General features: G+C 69.6%; 23 protein-coding genes. 8 read left to right on the top strand and 15 right to left on the bottom strand.

What is annotated here, in order from left to right; all coding sequences use genetic code 11:
• The first annotated feature begins 769 nt into the window (after nt 1-769).
• Nucleotides 770-2,482, top strand: coding sequence for a phospholipase D family protein (locus LR394_RS12240; protein ID WP_231441101.1), 1,713 nt, complete (start codon nt 770-772; stop codon nt 2,480-2,482).
• Here LR394_RS12240 and LR394_RS12235 read toward each other — a convergent pair.
• Both LR394_RS12235 and LR394_RS12230 read right to left on the bottom strand, forming a co-directional pair.
• Nucleotides 2,465-2,950, bottom strand: coding sequence for an NUDIX domain-containing protein (locus tag LR394_RS12235; RefSeq protein WP_231441099.1), 486 nt, complete (start codon nt 2,948-2,950; stop codon nt 2,465-2,467). The two genes, LR394_RS12240 and LR394_RS12235, sit on opposite strands and share 18 nt — an antisense overlap.
• Nucleotides 2,951-3,003: 53 nt before the next feature.
• On the bottom strand, nt 3,004-3,729 hold the full coding sequence (locus LR394_RS12230) for a GNAT family N-acetyltransferase (RefSeq protein ID WP_231441097.1): 726 nt from the start codon (nt 3,727-3,729) through the stop codon (nt 3,004-3,006).
• Between the two features lie 65 nt (nt 3,730-3,794).
• Between LR394_RS12230 and LR394_RS12225 the strand changes: the two genes are divergently transcribed.
• Complete coding sequence (locus LR394_RS12225) at nt 3,795-4,631, top strand: spermidine synthase (protein WP_231441095.1); 837 nt, start codon at nt 3,795-3,797, stop codon at nt 4,629-4,631.
• Here the strand turns inward: LR394_RS12225 and nagB are convergent.
• From nagB to LR394_RS12175, 10 genes are all read right to left on the bottom strand, one after another.
• Nucleotides 4,628-5,410 carry a glucosamine-6-phosphate deaminase gene (gene nagB / locus LR394_RS12220; RefSeq protein ID WP_231441093.1) on the bottom strand — a complete coding sequence of 261 codons (783 nt, stop codon included), beginning with the start codon at nt 5,408-5,410 and terminating at the stop codon, nt 4,628-4,630. The two genes, LR394_RS12225 and nagB, sit on opposite strands and share 4 nt — an antisense overlap.
• On the bottom strand, nt 5,410-6,552 hold the full coding sequence (locus LR394_RS12215) for an ROK family protein (RefSeq protein WP_231441090.1): 1,143 nt from the start codon (nt 6,550-6,552) through the stop codon (nt 5,410-5,412). The genes nagB and LR394_RS12215 overlap by 1 nt, the downstream gene beginning before the upstream one ends.
• Nucleotides 6,549-8,111 (bottom strand): glycoside hydrolase family 3 N-terminal domain-containing protein, encoded by a 1,563-nt coding sequence (locus tag LR394_RS12210; RefSeq protein ID WP_231441088.1) that lies wholly within the window; start codon nt 8,109-8,111, stop codon nt 6,549-6,551. The genes LR394_RS12215 and LR394_RS12210 overlap by 4 nt, the downstream gene beginning before the upstream one ends.
• The gene (locus tag LR394_RS12205; RefSeq protein ID WP_231441086.1) at nt 8,108-9,010 is read right to left on the bottom strand and encodes a carbohydrate ABC transporter permease; all 903 of its coding nucleotides are present in this window, start codon (nt 9,008-9,010) and stop codon (nt 8,108-8,110) included. The genes LR394_RS12210 and LR394_RS12205 overlap by 4 nt, the downstream gene beginning before the upstream one ends.
• Nucleotides 9,007-9,963, bottom strand: a complete 957-nt coding sequence (locus tag LR394_RS12200; RefSeq protein WP_231441084.1) for a carbohydrate ABC transporter permease — start codon at nt 9,961-9,963, stop codon at nt 9,007-9,009. Before LR394_RS12200 ends, LR394_RS12205 begins: the two co-directional genes overlap by 4 nt.
• Nucleotides 9,963-11,243, bottom strand: a complete 1,281-nt coding sequence (locus LR394_RS12195; RefSeq protein ID WP_231441082.1) for an extracellular solute-binding protein — start codon at nt 11,241-11,243, stop codon at nt 9,963-9,965. Before LR394_RS12195 ends, LR394_RS12200 begins: the two co-directional genes overlap by 1 nt.
• Before the next feature lie 164 nt (nt 11,244-11,407).
• A complete protein-coding gene (locus LR394_RS12190) occupies nt 11,408-12,595 on the bottom strand; it encodes an ROK family protein (RefSeq protein ID WP_231441080.1) in 1,188 nt (395 codons plus the stop codon).
• 474 nt (nt 12,596-13,069) lie between these two features.
• The gene (locus tag LR394_RS12185; protein ID WP_231441079.1) at nt 13,070-13,924 is read right to left on the bottom strand and encodes an SDR family oxidoreductase; all 855 of its coding nucleotides are present in this window, start codon (nt 13,922-13,924) and stop codon (nt 13,070-13,072) included.
• Nucleotides 13,925-13,972: 48 nt separating this feature from the next.
• Nucleotides 13,973-14,827 carry an SDR family oxidoreductase gene (locus tag LR394_RS12180; protein WP_231441077.1) on the bottom strand — a complete coding sequence of 285 codons (855 nt, stop codon included), beginning with the start codon at nt 14,825-14,827 and terminating at the stop codon, nt 13,973-13,975.
• A 16-nt stretch (nt 14,828-14,843) separates the two neighbouring features.
• Nucleotides 14,844-15,329, bottom strand: coding sequence for an anthrone oxygenase family protein (locus LR394_RS12175; protein ID WP_231441075.1), 486 nt, complete (start codon nt 15,327-15,329; stop codon nt 14,844-14,846).
• A gap of 81 nt (nt 15,330-15,410) precedes the next feature.
• On the opposite strand from LR394_RS12175, the gene LR394_RS41500 reads away from it, so the two are divergent.
• The 4 genes from LR394_RS41500 to LR394_RS12150 all read left to right on the top strand — a co-directional run bounded on the left by LR394_RS41500 (nt 15,411) and on the right by LR394_RS12150 (nt 18,030).
• The gene (locus tag LR394_RS41500; protein WP_269329005.1) at nt 15,411-16,346 is read left to right on the top strand and encodes an AraC family transcriptional regulator; all 936 of its coding nucleotides are present in this window, start codon (nt 15,411-15,413) and stop codon (nt 16,344-16,346) included.
• A 67-nt stretch (nt 16,347-16,413) separates the two neighbouring features.
• Nucleotides 16,414-16,866 carry an SRPBCC family protein gene (locus tag LR394_RS12160; RefSeq protein ID WP_231441073.1) on the top strand — a complete coding sequence of 151 codons (453 nt, stop codon included), beginning with the start codon at nt 16,414-16,416 and terminating at the stop codon, nt 16,864-16,866.
• The gene (locus tag LR394_RS12155; protein WP_231441071.1) at nt 16,863-17,528 is read left to right on the top strand and encodes an SIMPL domain-containing protein; all 666 of its coding nucleotides are present in this window, start codon (nt 16,863-16,865) and stop codon (nt 17,526-17,528) included. The genes LR394_RS12160 and LR394_RS12155 overlap by 4 nt, the downstream gene beginning before the upstream one ends.
• 277 nt (nt 17,529-17,805) lie before the next feature.
• Nucleotides 17,806-18,030: an EF-hand domain-containing protein gene (locus tag LR394_RS12150; protein WP_231441069.1), complete on the top strand. Its 225-nt coding sequence runs from the start codon at nt 17,806-17,808 to the stop codon at nt 18,028-18,030.
• 64 nt (nt 18,031-18,094) lie between these two features.
• Here LR394_RS12150 and LR394_RS12145 read toward each other — a convergent pair whose 3' ends face one another.
• Together LR394_RS12145 and LR394_RS12140 are read right to left on the bottom strand one after the other, a co-directional pair.
• Entirely contained in the window at nt 18,095-18,862 is a 768-nt protein-coding gene (locus LR394_RS12145) for a tetratricopeptide repeat protein (protein ID WP_231441067.1), read from the bottom strand.
• Between the two features lie 120 nt (nt 18,863-18,982).
• Complete coding sequence (locus LR394_RS12140) at nt 18,983-20,362, bottom strand: bifunctional glycosyltransferase family 2/GtrA family protein (protein WP_231441065.1); 1,380 nt, start codon at nt 20,360-20,362, stop codon at nt 18,983-18,985.
• A 217-nt stretch (nt 20,363-20,579) separates the two neighbouring features.
• Here LR394_RS12140 and LR394_RS12135 point away from each other — a divergent pair, with 217 nt between their 5' ends.
• Both LR394_RS12135 and LR394_RS12130 read left to right on the top strand, forming a co-directional pair.
• Nucleotides 20,580-20,888 (top strand): hypothetical protein, encoded by a 309-nt coding sequence (locus LR394_RS12135; protein ID WP_231441063.1) that lies wholly within the window; start codon nt 20,580-20,582, stop codon nt 20,886-20,888.
• Nucleotides 20,889-20,923: 35 nt separating this feature from the next.
• The gene (locus tag LR394_RS12130; protein WP_231441062.1) at nt 20,924-21,604 is read left to right on the top strand and encodes an aminoacyl-tRNA hydrolase; all 681 of its coding nucleotides are present in this window, start codon (nt 20,924-20,926) and stop codon (nt 21,602-21,604) included.
• 32 nt (nt 21,605-21,636) lie between these two features.
• On the opposite strand, the gene LR394_RS12125 is transcribed toward LR394_RS12130, so the two are convergent.
• Complete coding sequence (locus LR394_RS12125) at nt 21,637-22,359, bottom strand: phospholipid scramblase-related protein (RefSeq protein ID WP_231441060.1); 723 nt, start codon at nt 22,357-22,359, stop codon at nt 21,637-21,639.
• Nucleotides 22,360-22,366: the final 7 nt, after the last annotated feature.

Genomic DNA, 22,366 nt, shown 5'->3' with positions numbered 1-22,366 from the left:
AGGGGTTGGGCGGGCGCTGGTTCGGGCGATTCGAGAGTGCGTAAACAAAGTGCCGGAGGGCGCACTTTGTTTACATGATGTCGTGATTTCGCCGGGTAGTGGCAGGGGTGGAGAAGGAACAAGCCAGGGCTGGGTGGCGGTACGGGCCCAGATTTCCGCGGCTTCTTGTGGGTGGCACCTCAGCGAAGCTGACGAGCATTCGAAAATGTGTACACCTGGTACCGGACGTACCACATGGACACGTTGCGGCCGCCTCCCCAGCGGCCGCCCATTCTCGGTTTTGCCGGCGAACCGAGTCGCAGCCCTGGTCCGGCTCGGCGGACGGGCCCTTGCCCGCGCTGATGAACTCACCCCGCACCTGCGCCCACACTCCGTATCCACATTCCGTGGCCACGCCTCGCAACCCCGCGGCCCGTTGCCGGCCTGCACCGGCGCTCCACGCGCCGCCCAGTGAACTCGCGCCCAGTGAACTCGCACCCAGGCAACCCGCACCCAGGCAACCCGTACCCGGTCCCCGCACAGTCCCCGCGCCCACGTCTGTCTGTGCTTCTGGAACTGCCTGTGCCGCCTGGGGGAGTCGCCCGAAACTCGCCCTCCTCTCGCGGCATTGGACCGCAGCACGGCGTGGAGGTGCGGATGGGAGGCGCGGGGTTAATCTCGGGAGGAAGTGGACGGGCGGGAGTTTTGCGGGTGATGAGGCCCCGGCCACCCGGCGAGGCGGGAAATGGCCGGGCGTGCAGGGCGGGACGTGGAGGATGGTCGTGGCTCGATGACTCGTACTGGCGACGGCGCTGGTGAGCGCGATCTTGATGGCCTGCCCAACGTTGACGAAGAGGGGGAGGCCGCGCCGGACATCGATCCGGAGCCGGACATCGACGTGGCGGGTGTCGATGAGGCGGAGGACCCGGCCACCCGCACCTGGTTCCTCACTCCGAGCGAGCGGGGCAACCCCTCGTCCTCGATCGACCGGGTGCCCAGGGACGACGGCCGGGGCTGGGTTGCCGGTAATCAGGTGCGCCCGGTGGTGCACGGAGCCCAGTATTTCCGCCGGCTCCACGAAGAGCTCGACGCGCTGAAAAGTGGCGATCGGCTGTACTTTACCGACTGGCGCGGTGACCGGGACGAGAAGCTGCTGGAGGACGGGCCGACGATCGGGGAGATGCTGACCGGTCTGGCCAAGAACGGCGTTGAGGTGAGAGGGCTTCTGTGGCGCTCGCATTCGGACAGCTTCGCGTTCAGTGCTCAGGAGAATCAGCGGCTCGGCACGGAGATCAATCTGGCCGGTGGGGAAGTTCTTCTGGATCAGCGGGTTCGGCGCTTCGGGGCGCATCATCAGAAGCTTTTCGTGATCCGGCACCGGGGTGAGCCTGATCGGGACGTGGCCTTCGTCGGCGGTATCGACCTGTGTTATTCGCGCCGGGACGATGCCGAGCACCACGGGGATCCGCAGCAGGCGCCGATGGATCAGCGGTATCAGGGGCGGGCGCCCTGGCACGATGCAGCGCTGGAACTGCGCGGGCCGATCGTGGGTGATCTGCTGCGGACTTTCATTGAACGCTGGGATGATCCGACGCCGCTGGATCGCCGTACTCCCTATCGTATGCTGATCCAGCGCCGGGCCCATATGCCGCGTCGGCCGAAGAAGTTGCCCGAGTCCTTCCCGGATCCGCAGCCCAGCGGCCGTCATGCCGTGCAGATCCTGCGTACGTACGGTGCCAAGCGGCCGCGGTATCCCTTTGCCGCCGATGGCGAGCGGAGTGTGGCCCGGGCTTACGAGAAGGCTTTTCGCCAGGCCAGGAGCCTGATCTATTTCGAGGACCAGTACTTGTGGTCGAAAGTCGTGGCCGCGGGCATTGCCGAGGCTCTGCGGCGGGAGCCCGAGCTGAGGGTGATCGCGGTGGTGCCGCGGTATCCGGACCAGAACACGCCGCCGAATCGGCTGGGTCAGCTGGATGCCATCCGCACGCTGAAAGAGGCCGCGCCGGAACGGTTCGCGGTGTACGACCTGGAGAATGCCGAGGGCGTGCCGATCTATGTGCACGCCAAGGTGTGCGTGGTCGACGACGTGTGGATGACCTGCGGTTCGGACAATTTCAATCGCCGGTCCTGGACCAACGACAGCGAGCTCACCTGCGCCGTGCTGGACCCGGAGCACGATCCGCGTGAGCCTCGTCAGCTGGGCGCCCGTAAGCTGCCGCGCGAGCTGAGGTTGCAGCTGTGGGCGGAGCACCTCGGCCTCGGAACCGACGACCCGCGCCTGCTCGACCCCGCTTCGGCCTTCGACCTGTGGGCCGAAAGAGCACAAGCAATGGACGATTGGCACGCCGGCGGTCGCACGGGGGAGAGGCCGGGCGGGCACGCCCGGGTGCACCGCCCGGAGCCGATCGGACGACTTACCCGCCTGTGGGCCACCCCGGTGTACCGGACCGTCTACGATCCGGACGACCGTCCCCGTCGTCTACGCTCAAAGATCCAGTTCTAGCGGCCGGCGGACGGCTGCGCTCAGCGCGTCGAGAATCGGCAGCTGGCCCTTGACCAGCTTGGTCGCGGCGGTGGGCAGGTCGAACCAGGCCGCCCGGTCCATCTCCGGGAACCACTGCATCTTCCCCGAGCCGCGCGGCCACTCCATCTCGAACAGGTTGCTGGAGAAGGTGCTGACGTCGTGCTCACCGTGCACCGCGAAGGTGGTGATCACCTTGCCGCTGGACTGCTTGGTGTCGCCCAGCTCCAGATACGGGCCCTCCGGCGCGGGCGAGCCCATCTCTTCCCGGAACTCCCGCAAGGCCGCGGCCAGGGCGTCCTCGCCCGGCTCGAACAGCCCCTTCGGGATCGACCAGGCGTGCTCCTCCTTGCGCGCCCACAGCGGCCCACCCATGTGTGCGATCAGCACCTCGAGGTCGCCGTCGTGGTCGAACCGGTAGACCAGCATCGCTGCGCTTCTCTTCACCACGGGCGCCATCATGCCGGAACCCGGTTCACCGGCCCATCCAGTTCAACGAGCCTTCAACTGCGGCGTGCGTACCAGATCCCCTCGGCCACCCTCTGGTAACCCAGACGTTCGTACAAGGGCAGCCCGGCCACGGTCGCGACCAGCGCCGACGCCCGTTCGGGCCGGGAGGCCAGGATCGAGGTCATCACCGCAGATGCCAGTCCGGCGCCCCGATGCTCCGGCAGGGTGGCCAGCCAGTAGATGCCCAGAACTTCGCCGTCGTCGTAACTCACCGCCGCCGCCCCGGGCACTCCGTCCCGCCGGGCCAGCCAGGTGCGCCAACCGGGATCGCCCAGCACAGCCGGGGGGATGAATCCGCCCTTCACCCAAGGCTGCACCTCCGGCCGGGGGAACCCGTCCACGATGACGCGCTCGGCCGTCTCCAGTTCGGCCTGAGACGACACGGCAACCACCTCGACGCCCGCCCGCAAGGCCACCGCCACCGGCCCGGCCGGGCGCACCATCACCGGGTAGGTTAACGGCGTCACGTCATCCGGCACCCGCACCCCGCCGACCCCGAACGTGTCCTCGATCATGTTCCGGCGCCCGCGCACCGGCTCGGCGAAGAGTTCTTCGATTCGGGCCGCCGGCAACGGACGGCGCACCACGATCTGACCCCCGCCGAAAGTGTGCCGGGAGAAAACGTCCTCGGTGTCGGGCAGGCCGCCGGTGGGAAAGCCCATGGCGCTCCACCGGGCCAGATTGTTGTCGTTGAACTGGTGGATCCCGATGTCGCTCATGCGCTCTTCCTATCCCACCGTCTGACATCATCGACGCCGTGGGGTCACGTGGTCAGGTACGGCGTATGGATGCGCACGCCCGTAAGCAGGTAGCACAGGGCACGGCCGAGATCGTCCCCGACCCCGAGCGCCCCGACTCGTTCACCCTGACGGTCGAGGGCACCGCCCAGTCGCATGTCGACCTGGCCGACCCCACCCGTCTCGAGTTCGAGTACATGCGCTGGCTGGGCTTCCTGATCGACCTGGCCGCCGAACCCGGGCAGCCGATCAACGTGCTGCATCTGGGCGGCGGCGCCTGGACCCTGCCGCGCTACGTCGCGCACACCCGGCCGGGCTCGCGGCAGCGGGTGGTGGAGATCGACGAGCCGCTGATCGAGTTCGTCCGTGAGCATCTGCCGTTGCCGAAGAACTCGAACATCCGGGTCCGGGCCGGGGACGCCCGCGAGGTGCTGAGCGGGCTGACCGAGGACAGCGTGGACCTGATGATCGTGGACGTGTTCAGCGGCGCCCGGATCCCCGCCCACCTCACCTCGGCCGAGTTCACCGAGCAGGCCGCGCGCGTGCTGCGGCCGGGCGGGATCTACGCGGCGAATCTGGCCGACGGCCCGGGTCTGAACTTCGCCCGGGGGCAGGTGGCCACCGCCCAGACCCTGTTCCGGGAGACCGCCATCGTGGCCCAGCCTCCGGTGCTGCGGGGCCGCCGGTTCGGCAACCTGGTGCTGGTCGCCGGTACCGGGCCGTTGCCGCTGCGGGTGCTGGCCCGGCGTACTGCTTCGGACGTGTTCGCGGCCCGGGTGCTGGCCGGCACCGACCTGGAGAACTTCGTGGCCGGGGCCGGGCCGGTCAGCGATGCGGTGGCCGAACGCTCGCCCGAGCCGCCGCAGGGGCTTTTCAAGGGCTAAAGCGGTTGCCAGGCGGGCCGGTTGGCCCAGATGTCGTCGTAGTACTCCCGCAGCCGCAGACCGGAAGCCGCCGCCTCGTCGAGCAGAACCGTTGCGTGCCGGTGCAACTGGACGATCGAGGCCGGGCACACGGCCGCGAGCGGGCCCTCCAGCGCCTGGGCCACCGCCTCGGCCTTGCCCTCGCCGCTGGCCAGCATCAGCAGGTGGCGAGAACGGCCGATAGTGCCCAACCCCTGGGTGAGGACGTGCCTGGGCACCTCGTCGAGGGAGCTGAAGAAGCGCGCGTTGTCCTGCCGGGTACGGGCGTTCAGGGTCTTCGGCCGGGTCAGCGAGGTCAGCGCGGAGCCGGGCTCGTTGAAGGCGATGTGCCCGTTCGAGCCGATCCCGGCGATCTGCACGTCGATCCCGCCCGCGTCGATGATCGCCTGCTCGTAGCGGGCGCACTCGGCGATCGGGTCCTCGGCCGAGCCGTCCGGGCCCTGCACGGCGGTCGCCGGGATGTCCAGCCGGTCGGTCACCTCGCGCTGGATCACCGCGGCGTAGCGTTCCGGATGGTCCTTGGGCAGGCCCACGTACTCGTCGAGCATGAAGGCCCGGGCGTGGGTGAAGCTCAGCCCGCCGTCCTTGTGCCGGCGGGTGAGTTCCTCGTACAGCGGGCCCGGGGTGGAGCCGGTGGCCAGGCCGAGCACCGGGTCCGGCTTGGTGCGCAGCAGCGTCTCGATGATGTCGGCGGCCAGCGCGGCGGTCTCGAGAGGGGTGGGGAGGACAATGACTTCCATCAGGCGACGGTCCATTCTGCTCCGGGAGGAGCGGCGGTGGTGGCCTTCACCGCTGCCTTCGCCGAGGGCGGATCAGCCGGGCCAGTTGGTGCAGGCGGGTTGGCCGGGCCGGCGGTGTCGATGGGCAGCAGAGGTGGGTTGAGGGCCAGCAGTGCGGCGCCGATCGCGGCAACCGGCTGGTCGCGGGGCACGACGGTGAGCCGGGCCGCCAGATCGAGGCCGCGCAGGAAGGCCGAGCCCGTCGCCTGCCGTTCCAGGGCCTTGGCCACGGCGTGACGCAGCGGTTCACCGATCTCGGCCACCCCACCGCCGAGGACGACCAGGTCTACGTCGACGGTGAGCGCCAGCATGCGGACTCCGGCGGCCAGCGAGTCGGCCACCTCTTCCCGCAGTGCCTTGGCCGAAGGATCGCCGTCGGCGGCGGCCGCGAACAGGTCCTGGCCGGACGGCAGGTCGCTGCCCGGGCGGGTGCTCCAGCGTTCGGCGATCGCGCTGCCGGAGGCCACCGATTCCAGGCAACCGCGCTGACCGCAGCTGCACACCGGACCGGCCGAATCCACCGGGATGTGCCCGATCTCGCCGGCCGCATTGTGCGGCCCTCGGCGCAGTTCACCGTCGAGCACGACGCCCGCCGCGATGCCGGTGCCGATACTGAGGTAGGCCATGTCCACCCGGCCCAGCCGCAGGTGCGCCGCCGCCCCCAGCGCGGCCGCGTTGACGTCGTTCTCCACCACCACGGGCAGGTCCAGCCGTCGGCCGAGGCGCTCGGCCAGGGGAAGCCCGCCGGGGCCGACGCCCAGGTTCACCGCGTGGGTGATGTGGCCGCGGGCGGCGTCCACCAGGCCGGGGATGCCGATGCCGACGCCGCTGAACAGGTCACGAGGTGGTGGGACGACGCGGCCAGGCCGGGCCGGCAGCGGGTCGGAAGCGGAACGCCCGGCGCCCCGGTCCGACAACCGCTCGGCCAGAGCCTCCAGGGCCCGGGCCGCGGTGTCGACCACACCCTCCGGCCCGAGACCGGTGCTGAGCCGAACGGATTCGATCACCTCGGCCCGGCCGTCCGGCTCCGCGATCTCCACCGCCACGGCCAGCACCTTGGAACCGCCGATGTCCAGCCCGGCCAGCACCTTGCGCTCACTCACCGGGAATCGCCCGCACCCGTACCCTGAGCCCTCACCTGAGCCGTACCCAGTCTTTCCGCAGCCGCTCGCAGACTCACCGACGATCCTCCGTACGTCCATACCGCCACTGCACCTGGCACTCCCGTGGGCCGGCCCTCGGCATCCACGACCGGCCACCCGGTCTCGACCGTGATCAGGTCCGGGCGGGCCCGGGCGATCTGCTCCAGCCGGTCGGCCACCCAGGCGTGCCGATGCGCGTCCCGCACCAGCGCAACCACCGGCCGCTCCGGCACCTGCGCCAGCACCGCCACCACGTCGTCGGCGGGGGAGAGAGAACGTTTCACCGCGACCTCGAGTGGCAAGGTCCACGGTACCTCTCCCGCGGCGATCCCCGGTGTGACGTGAAACTCAAGCAGCAGAGCATTTTTCAGGTCGGGGATCTGGCTCTGGCCGCGAACGTGAAGAGCCCGTCGCGCTGCCTCCAGGCTAGCGTCCGCGACCGGCCCGGTCCCGTCCACCGAACCTGACGTCGCATTCCCGCCATCCCCGGGCGTCGGTCCGGTCGGCAGATCGCCCGACCGTACCGCGGCAACCAGCGCATCCACCCGCCGAGCAGCCTCCGCGAGCCGCTCCGGGGCCAACCGGCCGTCCGAGACCGCGGCGAGGACATCGTCCACAATCCAGCTCAGTACTGACTCCATCTCGCCGGGCGCCCGTTCCGGACCGATGCACAACAGATCCGCCCCCGCCGCCAGTGCAGCCACCGCCGCCCGCCCCGGACCGCCGTAAGGCCCGGCCACCCCGGCCATGTCCAGCGCATCGGTCACGATCACGCCGTCGAAGCCCAACTCGTCCCGCAGGATCCCGAGCACCGCCGAACTGGTCGTGGCCGGATTGGCCGCATCCACCGCCGCCAGCACCACGTGCGAGGTCATCACCGCCGGCACCCCGGCGGCCACCGCGGTCGCAAAGGGGGCCAGCTCACGCAGTCGCGCCGTCTCCAGTTCGATGTCCAGCCGCGGCATCGACAGGTGTGAGTCCTCCACCGTGGCCCCGTGACCAGGGAAGTGCTTCACACATGCCGCCACCCCGGCCGCGTGCAGCCCGTTCGTGTAGGCCACCGCATGCCGTCCGACCAGCTCAGGGGTGGCGCCGAAACTCCGCACCCCGATCACCGGGTTGTCCGGCTCGCAGTTCACGTCGGCCACCGGGCCCAGATTCAGCCCGATCCCGATCTCCCGCAGACGTTTACCGATGTCCTGGCCGACCGCCCGGGTCAGCGCGACGTCGTCCACCGCCCCGAGCACCGCATGCCCGGCCGTGCTACCACCGCGCCGGGCGTCCAAACGAGTTACGTCGCCGCCTTCTTCGTCCAAGGTGACCAGGCAGCCGTCCGTCGAGCTCTGCTGGATCTGCCCGGTCAGCTCGGTGGCCTGGGCGTCGGAACCGCTCAGGTTGGTCCCGAACAGGCACACCGAACCCAGCCCCTGCTCCAGCCTGCCGGCCAGCCATCCGGGCAGCTCCAGGCCGTGGAAGGAGGCCATCAGCACCCGGTGGGCCTGCCGCGCTACGTCGCTCATCCCTTGACCGCTCCCGCTACCAGACCCTCGGTCATCCGTCCCTGCACGATCATGAAGAACACGATGACCGGGATCGCCATCAGCGTCGAGCCGGCCATCACCCCGCCCCAGTCGGTGCCCTTGGCGCCCTCGTTGAACGTCTGCAGCCACACCGGCAGGGTCTGGTTCGCCGGCTTGTTCATCAGCACCAGGGCGAAGGTGAACTCGTTCCAGGCCTGGATGAAGGCGAACGTGCCGGTGGCCACCAGCCCGGGCGCCATCAGCGGGAACGTCACCTTGGTGAAGGCCTGGAAGCGACTGCAGCCGTCCACCATCGCGGCCTCCTCGAGTTCCAGCGGCACCCCGGCGACGAAACCGCGCAGCGTCCAGATCGTGAACGGCAGCACCACCACCAGGTACACCAGGGTCAGGCCGAGCACGGTGTTCACCAGCTGCCAGCCGTCCAGCACCTTGAACAGCGAGATCACCATGGCCTCGGCCGGGATCATCTGGACCACCAGCACGGCGACGATGAACGTGGTGCGGCCGCGGAACCGGAATCGGCTCACGGCGACCGCGGCCAGCAACGCGAAGACGATCGCCACCACGACCGTGATCAGCGTGACGGTCAGGCTGTTGCGCAGGGCGCTGAGGAAGTCGCCCTGCTCAAAAGCCTTGCGGTAGTTGCCCAGGGTGGCGTTCCAGGGCAGGAAGTTGGGGGTGTCGCTCTGGATGTCCACCCCGCGCTGGAACGAGGTGTTGATCATCCAGTACACCGGGAACATCGCGATGATCACCACGACGACGGCGGCCAGGTTCGCGGCCAGGTCACCGGGTCGGCGGCGCTTGGTCTGTTTGATCGGGGACGTGGTGGGCGCCTGGGGCGGCTGGCTCACCTTGGGTGGGCTGGTGAGGCTCACAGCTCCTCCTGACGGGTGATCTGGCGCAGGTAGAACACGGTGAACAGCAGGGTGATCAGGAGCATCACCACGGCCACCGCGGCGCCGACGTCGAACTTGTTCTCGCCGAAGGCCAGCCGGTAGGCGTACACCCCCAGAACGTTGGTGTCCCGGGCGATTCCGCCGGCCTTCTGCAGCACGTAGAACTGGGTGAACACGCGCAGGTCCCAGAGCACCGACAGCGCGGTGAGGATCAGGATCACCGGGCGCAGGAACGGCAGGATCACGTAGCGGAAGCGCTGGGCGGCCCCGGCACCGTCGAGCTCGGCCGCCTCCAGCACCTCGCCGGGCACCTGGGTCAGGCCGGCGTACAGGGTGAAGGCGACGAACGGGATGCCCATCCAGACCACGATGATCAGCGCGACACCGAAGAACGACCAGGGGTTGCTCAGCCAGGAATGGCCGTGGAAGTCCCCGCCGAACTGGGAGAGCAGCCAGTTCACCAGGCCGTAGCGGGTGTCGAAGAGCCACTGCCAGACCACGGTCGCGGACAGCGGGGGCATCGCCCAGGCGAACAGCAGCGAGACGATCAGGGCCATCCGCAGCACCCGGCCCACCCGGCGGGTGAGCAGGGCCACCAGCATGCCCAGGACCATCGTGAGGACGACGGCGGCGGCGCAGAACCCGATGGTCCGGGCCAGCACCACCCAGAACTGCGAGTCCTGGAAGATACCGGTGTAGTTGTCCAGGCCGATCCAGTCCGGCGGGGCGCCGAACTGCTGCTTGAGGCCGAACTTCTGCATCGAGAGCACGAACAGCCGGCCGAACGGGTAACCCAGAACCAGGATCAGAACCAGGGACGCCGGTAGCAGCAGCGCGTACGGGAGGGCTTTGAGGCCTGCGGGCTTCTTGGGGCCCTGCCCCGCCGCAGGCTTTTCGGCCTGCGGCGGAGCGAGCGGGGGAAGGGTGCTCATTACTGGTTCAGGGCCGCGGCGATGGCTTCGTCGGCGGTCTTGGCCTCGGCGGCCACGTCCTTGCCCTGAGCGATCGCGACCAGCATGTCCGGCAGCACCGAACCGGCCTCGATCCCGGCCCAGTTCTCGCTGGCCGGGGTGAACCGGGTGTTCTCGGCCGCCTTGGCCTGGGCCACCGCGGCCTCGTCACCGGAGACCTCGCTCAGCAGCGTCTTCTTCACCGGCAGCAGGCCCAGGTCGGCCAGCTTGGTCTGGTAGCCGTCGCCGGCCAGGATCTTCAGCAGGCTGGTGGCCAGCTGTGGGTGCTCCGACTTGGCCGAGACGGCCAGGTTGGAGCCGCCCAGGAAGGCCGGGGCCGTGCTGCCGGCGGTCTTGCCGGGCAGGGCGAAAGCGCCGATCTGCTTCTCCAGCTCGGGGCAGCCGTCCTCCTCGTTGATGATCTGGCCGAGCTTCCAGCCCGGGCCCATCAGCATCCCGACCTTGCCCTTGCAGAAGTCCAGGTAGTCCTTGGCCTCGTCGGCGTCCTTCGGGGCCCCGGAGGCCTCGTCCATGATCTTCTTCACCGTGGTCAGCCCGGCGATCGACTCGGGGCTGGAGAGCTTGCCCACCCAGCTCTCGCCCTCCTTGACCGCGATGTCGCCGCCCTCGTCCCAGATGAACGGCAGCGCCGCGTACCAGTACTTGCCGGGGTAGTAGATCCCCGAGAAGTCGGACTCGCTCGCGTTGTCCTGCTTGAGCTTGACGCCGGCGGCCACGAACTCCTCGGTGGAGGTGGGGATCTCGAGCTTGGACTTCTCCATCAGGTCCTTGCGGTAGAACACCACCCGGGCACCGCCGTAGTAGGGCACGCCGTAGAACTTGCCGTCGTAGGTGCCCGACTCGACCAGGCTCTGCACCAGGTCGTCGCCGCCCAGCGCCTCCTTCTGGTCGGTGATGTCGAGCAGCGCCCCGGCTGCCTCGAAGGCCTGCGCCTGGGTGTTGCCCAGTTCCACCACGTCCGGGCTGTCGCTGCTGGACAGCGAGGTGGTCAGCTTCTCCACGATGCCGGTCCACTGCTGCCGCTCGAACTCCAGGGTGGAGCCCGGATTAGCCTTCTCGAACTCGGCCTTGGCGTAGTCGACGAGTTCCTGCGGGGTGTCCTCGCCGTTCAGCCAGAGCCGGATCGTGCCGGTCTGCGCTTCGCCTTCACTGCCGGCGTCGTCGCTGTCGCTGCCGCCACCACAGGCCGAAAGGGCGAGGGCGGTGGCGAGGCCCACTGCGGCCAGAGCACGGATCTTCACTGTTTCCTCCGTTGGAACGAGAGCGAAAATGGGTGTGTGGGAGCACCGGTCCGGCTCGCTGCTGCAGCCGGACCGTTCTTGCCTGGTTCTGGCGGGACCTGTTTTGAGACGTCCTTACTGGCGTTTCGCCGGTTGCGACCGGGACGTCGCTGATGTGGTTCGGTTCAGGAGACTCCGAGTTCACCGGAGAGCACCAGCACGGCCGAACCGAGCAGGATGCTGTTCTCGTGGAGCGTGGACAGACGGATCTCGAGGGCCTGCCCGACCACCGGCAGCACCCGCCGCCGGATCGCGGCGCCGGCCGCCTCGAGGAGAGCTCCGCCGAGCAGGTCCGGCGGGCCGGTGAGCACGACCTCGGCGAGGTCGAGCGTGCTGATCACCGGGGCGAGCGCGGTCCCGAGGCTGGTACCGGCCTGGGCCAGCACCTCCTGCTGCTCGGAATCGCTCAGGCCCTCGAGCCTTTCGCGCAGATGACCGACCGAGAGCAGCCGCTCCAGGCAGCCGGAGCGACCGCAGGCGCAGGGCAGACCGGGCTCCTCGACGATCAGATGACCGATTTCCCCGGCGGCGAACCGGTCACCCTGGACCAGCGCACCGTCGAGCAGGATCCCGGCCCCGACGCCCATGCCGACGGTGAGTACCAGCACGCCGCTGGACCTTTCACCGTCCGTCCGCCCACCCGAGCCCTCGGGACCGGAGACCGTTCTCGTCCCGGCCCCACCGAAGCTGTGCTCGGCCAGGGCGGCGGCGTTCGCGTCGTTGGCCACGTGCACCGGCCGGTCGGTGGCCTTGCGCAGAATCTCGGCCAACGGCATGTTCGACCAGCCGAGGTTGGGCGCGTTGATGACGGTGCCCTGCTGGTCCACCACACCCGGGCTGCCCACGCCGATCCCGAGCACCGGACGCTCGGCCAACTCGAGCAGTTCCAGCGCCAACTCGATGACGGCCGTCGCCGCCGCCTCGCCGGTGCGGCCCTCACGAGGAACCTGGCGGGTGGCCAGCACGGTGCCGGCCAGGTCGAGCACCGCACCGCGGAACACCACGTCGGGGTTCAGGTCAAGACTGACGATGTGCGCCGCCGCAGGCTCGAAACCCACCAGCGTGGCCGGTTTCCCGACCCGGGCGGTGCCCGCCCGAGTGCCCAGCTCGACCGCCAGCCCCTCCGCGATCAGCTCGCTGACCAGGGCGCCGATCGTCACCGGGGTGAGTGACGTGACCCGCGCCAGGTCGGCCCGGCTCTGCGGGCCGTCGCTGTACAGCGACTGCAGGACCAGGGACCGGTTGTAGACGCGGGCCTGGCCAGGCATGACCTTGGTGGTCGGGCGGAGCGCCTTCCCGGGGGTGGCTGGCATTTTTTTAGTGAAGCGTCTTTATAAAACGCCGTCAAGGCCCGATCTGCCCAGCCTTGCCGCTGTCGCCGGTAGCTGGTGACGGAGAGTAGCGCGACCTCTGGGGCCTATTCCGAAATGTGTCACCTTGGTACATCGAGTACCAGGTGTACACAAAAGGATGAGGGGCGCTCGTGGGCCAGGGCCAGGGCCAGGGCCAGGGCCGGGGGCCGGGGGCCGGGGGCCAGAGGGCCAGAGGGCCAGGGGGCCAGGGGGGGGGCAGGGGGCCAGGGGGCCGGGGCCACAGGGTCGGGGGCCAGAGGGTCGGTCACCTGAGGGGCGCTCGTGAACCGATGGCTCGCCGGTCATCGGCTCTGCTCTCTTGCCGCGCCCGAAGGTTCCTGGCCCACGGGCCCGGCCGCGGACGTCCGTTGCTCTTGAACTTACCCGTGGCCGTGCGGAACTCGCCCTGGGTTCCGCACGACCGCGAAGGGAAGATCAGGCCAGGGCGGCCTTCACGGCATCCTCGAGCGAGGTGGTGGGGCGGTTCAGCAGGGTGGAGAGGTCGCCGGTGTCCACCTGCAGCTCACCGTCGCGGATGCCGCGGTCGCAGTCGGCCAGGACCTGGGCCAGGGGCGCGGGCAGGCCGATCCCGGCCAGCAGCTCGGCGTACTTCTCGGTGGGCAGGTTCTGGTACTTGATCTCCTGGCCCGACTGCCGGGTGATCTCGGCGGCCAGCTCGGCCAGGGTGAACGACTCGTCACCGCCCAGCTCGTAGACCTCGCCGCCCTTGGCCGTGAGCAGTGCTGCGATGTCGGCCTGGGCCAGATCGGCACGGCTGGCCCCGCTGATCCGCCCGCTCCCGGCGGCGCCCGCGATCGTGCCGCGTTCCAGATAGCCGGGGATCTGCTCGGTGTAGACCTCGAGGTACCAGCCGTGCCGCAGCAGCACCACGGGCAGGCCGGACGCCTTGAGGGTGGCCTCGGTGGCCAGGTGGTCGGAGGCCAGCTTCATGGTGGTGCGGTCGGCGTTGGCGATGCTGGTGTAGGCGATCAGCCCGACCTGGGCGGCCTTGGCGGCGTCGATCACGTTCTTGTGCTGCGGGATCCGGCGGCCGGGCTCGCTGGCCGAGATGAAGAGCAGCTTGCCGGCACCCTGGAAGGCCTCGGCCAGGGTCTCGGGCCGGTCGTAGTCGATCACCTTGAGCTGGACGCCTTGGTCGGCGAAGGCCTGCAGGGGCTCGAGGTTGCGGCCGCCGGCCACGATCTCGGCCGCCGGGACACCCTGGTCGAGCAGTGCCTGCAGGGCGAGACGGCCGAGCTTGCCGGTGGCGGCGGTGACGACGATGCTCATGTGGTTCCTTCGCTTTCGCTGACGGTGGGCGACAGACTATGGGAGGACCTAGAGCAGGGCGCGGCGGATGATGTCCGCGAGGGAGGTCGTGGGGCGGCCCAGTAGGTGGGACAGGTCGCCGGAGCGGACCAGCAGTTCACCCTCTTTGACGCCGCGATCGGCGTCGGCGAGCAGATCGTCCATCGGTGGTGGGATCCCGATGCTGCTCAAGACCTTCTGATACTCCTCGGTGGGAAGATCCTGGTAGCCAACTGTTCTGCCGGTCTGGCGGCTCACTTCGGCGGCCAGTTCGGCCAGAGTGAAGGCCTGGTCGCCGCCCATCTCGTAGATCTCGCCGCCCTTGCCGTTCAGCAGCGCAACCACGTCGGCCTCGGCCAGGTCAGCCCGGGTGGCCGCGCTGACCCGTCCGGAACCGGCTGCCCCGATGATCGCGCCGCTCTCCAGCGCGGCCGGGATCTGGTCGGTGTAGTTCTCCGCGTACCAGCCGTGCCGCAGCAGAACCGTAGGCAGGCCAGAGGCTTTCAGCGCGTTCTCGGTGACCAGGTCTTCGGAGGCCAGCCTGACCGTGGTGGTGTCGCAGCGGGCCACGCTGGTGTAGGCGATCAGGCTCACCCCGGCCGCCTTCGCTGCGTCCACGACGTTCTGGTGTTGCTGGATCCGGCGGCCGATCTCGGTTCCGGAGATGAACAGCACTCGCTCGGCGTCCTCGAAGGCCTGGGTCAGCGTCTGCGGCCGGTTGTAGTCGATCACCTTGAGCTGGATGCCCTGGTCGGCGAAGGGTTTGAGAGGAGCGAGGTTTCGACCGCCGGCGACGATCTGCTGGGCCGCAATGCCATGCTTCAGCAGGGCTGGGAGTACGAGTCGGCCGAGCTGACCGGTGGCGGCGGTGACGACGATAGTCATTGTCGGTTATCCCTTTTCAGATCAGTGCGAGAGTGAGACAGACGGAGGCGGCCAGGCAGGCCGCGGTACGGACGTGGTTCCAGGCGGTCCAGCGGGTCAGGTAGTGCTGCCAGTGCTGGGCCACGTCGGCGGAGGTGGGGCTGACGGTGTCCAGGGCGTTGTTCATCGGGACGTTGAAGGCACCGGTAATGCCAATGCCGCCAAGGAGATACAGCACGGCCCCGGCCAGCAGCAGTGCCCGCGTAGAGCCGTCCGTGCTGCGAAGCGCGATCACCGTGACGGCGATGGTGCCTGCTGCGGTGGCGAGCATGGCCAGCATCAGCGGTGGCCGGACCGCGGTGACGTTGATGCCCTGCATCGCGGCGACCGCCTGGCCGGGCGGGAGCCGGTTCAGCCCGGCCATCACGAAGCCGGAGAAGGCGAAGAGCACGCCGGCGAGCAGACCGCAGCCGGCGGCGGTGAGGACCACGACAAGTTCCGAGGTGCGGCTGATCTCGTTCATGACGTCTATTGAGCCCGGACCGCTGAGCGTTCTCCATGGCCGAACCGCGCAGTGGCATACGCAAGCGTCTACGATCTTCACATGGACGGAATGTCGGCGCTGCTCGACGGGCCGCGCGCCCGGGAGGCGTTCCTGCTGCGGGCCTCGCTCACCCCGCCCTGGTCGATCCGGGTGGTGGACGAAGCCCCGCTCACCCTTTGCACGGTGGTCTCCGGCTCGGCCTGTGCGCTTCCCGCCGAAGGCGGCGTCCACCGGTTGCAGGTAGGTGATGTGGCGCTGTTCAAGGGCCCTCGGCCGTACACGCTGGCCGATGAACCGGGTACCCCGCCACAGATCGATGTCCTGCCCGGGCAGGACTGCCGGCCGGTCGCCGGCTTCGACGGTGATCTGCCGATGGCCTCCTTCGGGGCGCGCAGTTGGGGCAACCACCGCGACGGCGGCACCGTGCTGGTGATCGGCACCTATCAGCTCCCGGGGGACACCAGCCGCCGCCTTCTCGATGCACTGCCCGAACTGGTGGTGCTGGCCGGTGCGGACTGGAGCAGCCCGCTGCCCGCGCTGCTGGCCGAGGAGATGCTGCGGGACGAGCCGGGGCAGAGCACGATGCTTGACCGGTTGCTCGACCTGACCCTGATGAGCGTGCTGCGGGCCTGGTTCGCCCGCCCGGAGGTGGCGGCCCCGGGCTGGTACGCGGCCTACGCAGACCCGGTGGTCGGCCCGGCGCTGCGGCTGATCCACGCGGACGTGGCCCGGGCCTGGACGGTGGAGTCGCTGGCCGCCGAGGTCGGGGTGTCCCGGGCCGGCCTGGCCCGGCGCTTTCGCGAGCTGGTCGGTGAGCCGCCGATGGCCTTCCTGACCCACTGGCGCCTGACTCTGGCCGCTGACCTGCTGCGTTCGCCCGATCTGACGTTGGCCGCGGTGGCCCGCCAGGTCGGCTACGCCACCCCGTTCGCATTGAGTGCGGCCTTCAAACGGGTGCGCGGGATGAGCCCCAGTGAGTACCGGGTGTCCGCCTGAGACTGTCGGACCCAGGGCATAGGGTGACCAAATACCCGCCCTGTACATGACAGATGGGACTACAGCAGTGAGTGAGATCCTGGTCGTTCTGGAGCGCGATGTCGTCGCCCCGCCCGACGTGACGTTCGACGCCCTGGCCGACTACTCGATCATGCGGCCGAAGATCCTGCCCGAGCAGTTCACCGGCTACCAGGTCACCGCCGGAGGCACCGGTGAGGGCACGCACATCACCTACGACCTGCACGCCACCAAGAAGCGGGTGCGGCACGTCGAGGCCGTGATCACCGAGCCGCCGGCCGGGCAGCAGCTGCTGGAGTCCGACACCCGTTCCACGCTGCGGGTGCTGTGGGACGTGGCGGCGGCGCCGGCGGGCAGCAAGGTCACCGTGAAGATCACCTGGCAGGGCGCGGGCGGGGTGAAGGGCTTCTTCGAGCGCACCTTCGCGCCGGGCGGGCTGAAGAAGATCTACGGGGCCAAGCTCGACCAGCTCCAGCAGCAGATCGCCCAGGACGCCCCGTGACCTCCGGCCCTGGTCAGCGCCCGGGTGAAGGCGTTGTGGCCACCGTCTCCGGCTCGGCCTACGCCGAGGCGATGCCCGACCGGGCCCGGCTGCACCTGCGGGTGCGGGCGGCCGAGTCGTCGGCGAAGGCCGCGGCGGATGCCTTTGCCCAGGCGCTGGCCGGGGCCCGCGGGTTGCTGGACGAGCTGGGCTGCACCTATCAGGTGGGCTCGGTGGCCTCGTGGGACGGTGGCCGGCAGGAGGATCGGCGCTCGCGGCATCAGGTCACCGGCCAGATCACCGTCACGGTTACGGATCTGAGCCTGCTGGCCGGTCTGGTCGAGCGGGTGCTGGAGGCGGAAAGGCTTGGCCTGGAGCACCTTCAGTGGGAGGTGGCGAATCTGCGGGAGCTGCGGCGGCAGGCCCGGGTCAAGGCGATCGCCGAGGCCCGCGAGGCGGCGGAGGACTACGCGGCGGCGCTGGGTCTGCGGCTCGGGCCGGTGCTGAGCGTGAACGATCCGGAAACCGGGTGCGCGCGGCCGATGTTCGCGATGGCGGCCGGATTCGGGAGGGCGCATCGGGAGAGCGCTGCGGACCGGCCGGAGATCGATCTGAGCAACACCGAGCCGGTACGGGTGGAGGGGGCGGTCACCGTGGCGTTCCTGCTCCAGGACGTGGGGTAAGTGCTTGAGGACGCGCGTGGCTGGCTTGCGGGGCGGCCGGGCGTGAGTAGCGGCGTGGGGGTAAGTGCTTGGGGACGTGCGTGGCTGGCTTTCGGGGAGCCGGGCGTTGATGGGGGCCCGAGGTAAGTGGTGAGGACGTGCGTGGCTGGGCTGAGTGGGCAGCTCGGCGGGGCTGAGACGGGCAGGGCGGGGGTGGGTGCCCTGGCGGTCCGGGGCGGCTCGCGGTACTTTCGGCCGGCGAAGATCTTGCCGGACGGTCCAGGGACGGGATGCAACCATGAGTGAGAATGCCGACTACCAGGCTACTTTCGACCTGATCGACGTCGACGGCGACGGCCTGATCTCGGCCGCCGAGCTGAAGGGCCTGATGGTCGCGCTCGGTGCCGCCGAGGTCACCGACGAGGCCGCCCTGGCCGCGCTCGCAGCGATCGACGAGGACGGCGACGGGCTGGTCTCGCTGCCCGAGCTGGCCGACTACCTCAGCGAGAACGCGCCCCGCTGAAGCAGACTCGAAAAGGCCCGGCTCCCATCCAGGGAAGCCGGGCCTTCTCGCGAACTGCGGGTGCTCAGGCGGTCGGGGCGACCTGGGAACGAGCCTGCTGCAGGTTGGTCAGCACGGTGTCGAGCACCGGCTTGTAGGTGTCCGGGTCGGCCTCGGCCAGCGAGCCGACGATCGTGGCCACCTCCTCCAGCGAGGCCACCGCCGCGGCGATCTCCCCGGCCCGCACCTGCAGCGTGGCCAGGTTGTTGAGCGCCACCGCGAGCGGCTCGCGGTACTGCTGGGGGTTCTTCTCGGCCAGCTGGCGCACGATCCGCGCGGCCTCGCCCATCGCGGCCAGACCACCCTCGTGGTCGCCGGTGCGGAACCGGATGGTGGCCACCCCGCTGAGCGCGTTCGCGGTCGGCAGCATCGCCTCGTCGGGCACCACGGTCTGCAGGAAGGTGTAGATCTTGACGGCCTCGTCGACCGCCTTGAGCGCGGCCACGTCGTCGCCGGCCGCCGCGTACTGGTCCGACATCGCGGTCAGGGCCAGGCCCAGGTTCGGCATGCCGACCGCCTGGTCCTCCTCGGCCACCTGACGCCACAGCTGGGTGGCCTCGGTGATCGCGGCCAGCGCGGGCTCGGCCGAGCCGGTGGCCGCCAGCACCAGGCTGCGGCTGTACAGCGCGTTCGCCAGGGCGTTGCGCGCCTGGCCGTCCGGCGTGCCCTCGGCCCGGCGCAGGCTCACGGCCTCGTCGATGGCCGCCAGAGCGCCCTGAGTGTCGCCGGACTCGGCGAGCTCGGCGAAACGCTCCTCCAGGGTTCTTGCCTGATCGAGCTCCCGCTCACCCAAGGGTCCGGCTCCTTACTGTTCCAACGATCACGACTGATCACCGTAACGGGCCGGACCGGGCAAGTGCCAAAAAGTCGACGCTGCGTAGCGGAAGCCGACGCAGCGCCGGTTCGGTTCATATCACCGCAGGTGGGCACGGAACACCCAGGTCCGCAGCAGGGTGAAGCGCAACGCGGTGGCCAGCAGGCTGGCCAGGACCAGGACTGTGACTTCGACGACGTGGTGCGCCGAGCCGGCCACCGAGCCCAGCAGGGCGAGCGAGCCACTGGTCAGGACCAGGGTGAGGGCGAAGACGGCCAGGCCCTGGAACTGGTGGCGCCACCAGCGGTGCGGGCCGTGCACGCCGAAGGTCAGGCTGCGGTTGGCGGCGGTGTTGCCGATGGTGGTCAGCAGCAGCGCGATCAGGTTGGCGGCCTGGGCCCCGAAGCCGTAGCGCAGCAGGGCGTAGAGCACCACGTAGGCCACGGTGCTGACCAGGCCGACGGTTGCGAAGCGGATGAGTTGCCCGGTCAGGCCCGGGGGTACGCCCTCCGGGTCGACGGTGCGACCGGTTGCCGAGATGACCGAGCCACCAGAGGACGGCTGGGCGCCTGGCAGGGGGACCGTTGCCCCCGAGGTGGCGACTTCCGTCGCCGGGTCCGCAACGACGTCTCCAGTTGGCCGGAAACCCAACGGGCGCAACTCGGCCCGGACCCCTGCCAGCGGAAGCTGCCCGGTGGTGAGGGCCTTACCTACCCGGACCACGCCGCGTAGGTCGGCCATTGCCGTGGCGACGATGTCCACGCGGCTGTCGGGGTCGTCCACCCAGTCGACCGGGACCTCATGGATGCGCAGCCCGCCGCGTTCGGCCAGGACCAGCAGTTCGGTGTCGAAGAACCAGCCGGTGTCCTCGACCAGCGGCAGTAGACGCTTGGCCACGTCGCCGCGGATGGCTTTGAAACCACACTGGGCGTCGGTGAACCCGGCGGCCAGGGTGCCGCGCAGGATGAGGTTGTAGCAGCGTGAGATCAGTTCGCGCTTGGTGCCCCGGACCACCCGCGACCCCCGGGCCAGCCGGCTGCCGATAGCCAGTTCCGAGTGCCCCGACAGCAGCGGCGCCACCAGGGGGAGGAGAGCCGTCAGGTCGGTGGAGAGGTCTACGTCCATGTAGGCCAGCACGGTGGCGTCGGACGCCGACCAGACCGCCCGCAGCGCTCTACCCCGGCCCTTCTGGTCCAGGTGTGCCACCTCGACCTCGGGGAAGCGCTCGGCCAGCTGGGTGGCCACCTCGAAAGTGCGGTCCACACTGGCGTTGTCGGCGATGGTGATCCGGAACCGGTAGGGGAAGTGGTCGCTCAGGTAGGCGTGCAGCCGCTCGACGCACGGCTGCAGGCCGGCTTCCTCGTTGTAGACCGGGACGACGACGTCCAGGGCGGGCACGGAAAGAGGCCGGGGGTCACCGGCCGCCGGGATCGGGGCGGGCACCGGCAGGGTCTGTGAGGTCGCGGGGATCGCCGTCATGGTGACAACCATGTCGGCCGTCGCTGGCACGTTCGTGGATCCGGACTGAGGGTCTGCTGTGAGACATTTCGGTCACCGGGAGTGACCGTCCGCCGTTCGAGTGAACCCGGTTCCTGTACCCATATTGCACTCGAACATGTGTTCGAGATCGACTACCGTTGAGTTCTGGGTCGAGCGTATTGTCTGAAATGTCCACACTGGAGAAAGTCGGGATCCGATGCCCAGCGTCCCTCGTATCCGCCGCGCCGCCCCGCACGGTGCGGTCTACCGCCGCGAGCTCGGAGAGGGCCTGCCGGTCGTGGCCCTGATCCGCTGGCACCACGGCATCAACCGCACCGTGCCGGCCACCGCCACCGCCTGGACCAAGGACGCCGTGGAGATCAGCTGGGAGCCCGAGATCGGAGCGGGCCTACGCACCGACTGGATCGCGGCCACCGACGTCACCCGGGAGATCGATCTACCCACCCTCGCCGACGACGTGGTGCTACCCCCGCACACCGTCTCCGGGCAGAAGGGCCGCTGGTAGCCAGGCCGGTGGCAGGGCCCTGGGATACTGCCGCGGTGTCCGAAACGCCTGAGGAGATGCCCGACCCGTTCGCCTCCACCCAGCCCTGGGCCATGCAGCTGGCCATGCGCGACGAACGCGCCGCCCGGCCAACGCATCTGGCCGTCTGTGAGGCCGCCGCGCGCGCCGTGGTCGGGTTGCTGACCGATCCCCGCAGCGGGCCGGGCGGGGAGTGGTACCCGTTCGTGCACCACTGGGCTTCGGGGCCGATCCGTAAGGTCGTGCGCCGGGGTAGGGGAATTCGCTTCACCCAGGTCCAGGAGTTGGACGGGGTGGAGGTGGAGCATGCGGGGGCTCAGGTGCGCGCGTTCGTGCCCGGCCCGATCGACCAGGTACCTGCGGCGCTGGCCAAAATGCAGGTCGGGGGTACCGACATGCCTGAGCCCGGAAAGTCTTCTGAACCGGTGGACGGCGGGCTCACCATCGCGCTGACGGCGCTGACTCCGATGACTACAGGGAAGTCGGCGGCTCAGAGCGGTCACGCGGCCCAGTTGGCTTTGCGGTCGATGGGGGACGAGGCGCGCTCACGTTGGGCGGAAAACGGCTGGGCGGTGCGGGTGGTCACCCCGGAGGGAGCCGGCTGGGCCGAGGCGGTGCGCCGGGCGAGGGTCGCGGTGCACGACGGCGGGTTCACCGAAGTGGCTCCTGGTACCCAAACTGCTGTGGCTTGGTGGTGAGCTGCGCGCTTTGGTGCGCGCCGCGTCCTCAATCAGTTCTTGTCCTGCACGTGGTCCAGGCAGATCGCGGCGGTGACCACCAGGAAGCGTTCCAGCACGGTGATCTCAGGGCCGAACTGGATCGGGTAGTGGTGGGTGCCGCTGAACATTCCGTTGCTGAGTCGCTGCACGGTGGCCAGAACGGTCTCGTCCGCGGCGTCGATCACCTCGAACTCGCTGCTCACCCACGACGCTCCGGACAGCAGCATCTGCCGGCCGGTGACGCAGAGAATCCGCAGCCGGGAGGAGAAAAGCGCGAACTCCCGGGAGATCGAGCCCAGCGCCAGCCCCTGCGCGTCGTACAGCTCGTAGGTGCCGTCGTTGAACAGTGAGCCGCTGCGCTGTAACTCGGCCGCGATCACCCCGTCGGCGTCGTGGAAGACCTGCCGGCTGGTGACCAGACCGCCGAAGAACATGCTGGCGGCGGAGGTGTCGGCGCTTAGGGAGGCGACCGGCTGGTGCTGCGGGGTGTGCACTGTGTAACCGCCCTCCCCGAACATCGCCGCGTTCTCGAGCACTTCGAGTTCGGCGTTGTTGAAGAGCGCGGCCTCCAGGGAGGAGGTGAGCCGCCCCTCGTCGGCCGCTGGTGGCGGGGGAGCCTCGCCCCCTGGGGTACCCCAGGCCGGCGCGTCGGTGGAAGGCGTGGGGTTACCCCACTCGGGAGCGCTCCCGGAAGGCTCCGGTGTGCCCCAGATGGGGTTGCCCTGGTCTGTCATGAAACCG

Origin of the sequence: Kineosporia babensis (assembly GCF_021129305.1) — a bacterium.
Classification (GTDB): Bacteria; Actinomycetota; Actinomycetes; order Actinomycetales; family Kineosporiaceae; genus Kineosporia; species Kineosporia babensis.
This window is presented reverse-complemented; position numbering and strand designations above follow the sequence as displayed.